Source organism: Mesorhizobium sp. M7A.F.Ca.CA.001.08.2.1 (assembly GCF_003998455.1).
Taxonomy (GTDB): Bacteria; Pseudomonadota; Alphaproteobacteria; order Rhizobiales; family Rhizobiaceae; genus Mesorhizobium; species Mesorhizobium ciceri.
Window position 1 is genome coordinate 1 of sequence record NZ_RZPW01000761.1, and the last position, 2,896, is coordinate 2,896.

Sequence of the window (2,896 nt, forward strand, 5' to 3'; positions counted from 1 at the left end):
CCTTATCATAGCCGAGCCGGCAGAGCAGCGCCTTGCGTTCCGCCATGCCGGCCGGATTGATGCTGCCCTTGATCTTCTTCGGCAGTTGCATGGCTTGATTGCCGTTCAAGCGGCAGAAAGCGACTTCCGGGTGCGATTCAAACACGCGGCTGCGCAAATCGGGCCGCGCGATCAGCACGGCGTCGATCTCGCGGATCTTGGCAAAAATGCCGAACGCCTGGATCGACACGCCGCGCGGCGGATCGGATGTGGTCAGGGCCACCGCGCTTGCCCTGACGTGCGCGGCATACCAGGCTTCGATGGTGGTGAAGCCGTTGGTGTCGGCATAGAGCGCGGCACGGGACGGGATCGAGAAGACACTGGACTGGCGTGCCCCGAGCAGCGGCCGCACCAGGGCTTCGGGGCCGCGCCCGCCCTTGCCCGAAAAGCCGGGCAGGCCGATCGGCATGTCGACGGCGATGACAGCGTCTACGGGAAGGGATGCGAGCAGGGCAGTGAAGGTTGCAAAGACACCGACCGACGGTGCCATGCCAAAAGTTCGTCGGACGGCGATCCAGCCGGCCTTGCAGCCATCGACGCCGACAAGTACGGCCTCAGTCGATGTCACGCCCGGCGGCCCCGCCCTGGATGTGTGAGGTGGCGAAGCTGGACCATCGCCATCGGATGCGACAGGCTCTGCGCATCGGTTTCGAGCTGCAGTTCGTCGCCGCCGCGCTTGGCGGTGCGTGCCAGGATCTCGTAGACCGCCGCCGTCGTCGATTGCAGCGCCTTGATCGGCGGCTGGCTGGACAGGATGCGTGCCAGGTAAACGGCCGCCGTCAGATCGCCCAGGCCATTCGGCGGCTTGTCGATCAGGCGATGTTCGGCGAGCAGCGCCTGGCTGTTATCGAGCAGGAGGTTGCCGGTGCCGCCCGTCATCATCGACGGCGCCGAGGTGACCAGCATGGTCGATGGTCCGGCGTGCAGCGCCGCCGCGATCACCGATTTCATGTCTGGCAACGCGGCGCCGGCCATCCATTCCAGTTCGTAGCGGTTAGGGGTGGCTATGTCGGCGATCGGCATCAGCCGGTCGCGCATGGCGATGGCGGTCGGTTCGGGCACATAGAGGCCGCCCGAATCACCCATCACCGGATCGCAGATATAGACGGCGCCGGGCGTCCTTGCCTTGACCGCGGCGACCAGCGAGGCGACGGCCTCGGCCTGGCCCGCCTCGCCGAGATAGCCGGACAGCACGGCGCCGACCTCACCCAGCCATGGCGCCCGCTCGAGATCGGCCATCAGAGCCTTGAACTCGTCGAGCGGCGGCACGATGCGCGTCGCGCGCCCATGGCCGGGATGCCAGGGCAAGATGACGGTCGGCACCGCCCAGACCGGGAAACCCAGGGTCTCCAGCGCAAAGACGGCGGCACGGTTGCCGACCGAGCCACGCGCGACATGGCTGGAAATGACGATGACCGCACGCGGCGCGTCGGTTTGTTCGGCGCTCATTGTCGTTTGATTCCTAACTGCCCCGGATGACGTAAAGCACGAGCCAGACCATCAGGCCCAGCGCCAGCAGCAGGCCCAGCGTGCGGCCAAAGCGGGTGCCCCAGACTTCGATCGGATCGGCACGATCGGCATCGGCCGCGGTGACGTGATCGTGCATGCCTTTCGCTGCCCGCGCTACAAACGAGTTGCCGGCCGGATCCGTCTCGCGCGCAATGCGCTCGAGGATACGGCGCGATTCCTTGTCGCTGTCCTGGCGTCCCGCCATGATGATGTCCCGTTTTGCCGGACCTTATCGCGTTCGCACGGCCAATCACAGAGCCTTGCAGCGGCACCGGCGTGCCAGGCGAGGGGCTGCCGGCGCGGGCGGTTTTCTTGCGCGCTGATTGTGGTAAAGCTTCGCGTGCAACTTCTACCGAGGGACCCATCATGTTTGCCCAGCGCCTTGCCTTGCCGTCCACGTTCCGCACGCTGCCCGCCTTCCTGATGATGGCGATCGTGCTGCCGCTGCTTGCAGGCTGCGGCTATAACACCATCCCGACGGCGGAAGAAAATGCCAGGGCGGCATGGAGCGAGGTGCTGAACCAGTATCAGCGCCGCGCCGACCTCATCCCCAACCTGGTCGAGACGGTCAAGGGCTATGCCTCGCATGAAAAGGATACGCTCGACGCGGTGGTCGAGGCGCGCGCCAAGGCAACGCAGATCACGGTAACACCGGAAACGCTGAAGGATCCCGAAGCCCTCAAGAAGTTCCAGGATGCCCAGGCGGGGCTGACCAGCGCGCTGTCGCGGCTGATCGCGGTCTCGGAGGCCTATCCCGACCTCAAGGCCAATCAGAACTTCCTGGCGCTGCAGGCGCAGCTCGAAGGCACCGAGAACCGCATCGCGGTGTCGCGGCGCGATTACATCCAGGCGGTCAGGGACTACAATCTGACGCTGAGGACGTTCCCCTCGGTGCTGTGGGCGACCTTCTGGTTCCGCGGCAACGAGCCCTTCGCCAATTTCACCGTCGCCGAAGACAAGATGCAGCCGCCGAAGGTCGATTTCGGCACGAAGCAGGGCGGGTGAACGGCGGGGCCAAACGTCGTGATCTTGCTGGCCGGTGAGAGGCGGCGCGTCATTCGTCTTGTCGCAGTCGTCCTCCTCGTCCTTGTGCTGCCGTTCTCGGCCCTCGCGGCCGATCTCCCGGCGCTGACCGGCCGTGTCGTCGACGATGCCGGCATCATCGACGCCGCGACCAGGGCGGCGCTGACCCAAAAACTCGCCGATTTCGAGACAAAAGGCTCCGACCAGATCGTCGTCGCGACGATTCCCAGCCTCGATGGCGAGGAGATCGAGCCTTACGCCAACCGGCTGTTCCGCTTCTGGAAGCTCGGCCAGGCGAAGGAAAACAATGGCGTCCTGCTGCTGG

General features: G+C 65.6%; 5 protein-coding genes. 2 read left to right on the plus strand and 3 right to left on the minus strand.

The features are described from left to right. The 3 genes from EN914_RS30370 to EN914_RS30380 all read right to left on the minus strand — a co-directional run. The coding region (locus tag EN914_RS30370) for a DUF429 domain-containing protein (protein WP_127389478.1) at positions 1 to 607 on the minus strand (607 nt) is incomplete at its 3' end. After that, on the minus strand, positions 604 to 1,488 hold the full coding sequence (pdxY, locus tag EN914_RS30375) for a pyridoxal kinase PdxY (protein ID WP_024504709.1): 885 nt from the start codon (positions 1,486 to 1,488) through the stop codon (positions 604 to 606). The genes pdxY and EN914_RS30370, both read right to left, overlap by 4 nt. A 13-nt stretch (positions 1,489 to 1,501) precedes the next feature. Next, on the minus strand, positions 1,502 to 1,753 hold the full coding sequence (locus EN914_RS30380) for a hypothetical protein (protein WP_024504708.1): 252 nt from the start codon (positions 1,751 to 1,753) through the stop codon (positions 1,502 to 1,504). A 161-nt stretch (positions 1,754 to 1,914) separates the two neighbouring features. Between EN914_RS30380 and EN914_RS30385 the strand changes: the two genes are divergently transcribed. After that, positions 1,915 to 2,553, plus strand: coding sequence for a LemA family protein (locus EN914_RS30385; protein WP_024504707.1), 639 nt, complete (start codon positions 1,915 to 1,917; stop codon positions 2,551 to 2,553). 51 nt (positions 2,554 to 2,604) lie between these two features. Continuing rightward, the coding region (locus EN914_RS30390) for a TPM domain-containing protein (RefSeq protein ID WP_407067820.1) at positions 2,605 to 2,896 on the plus strand (292 nt) is incomplete at its 3' end.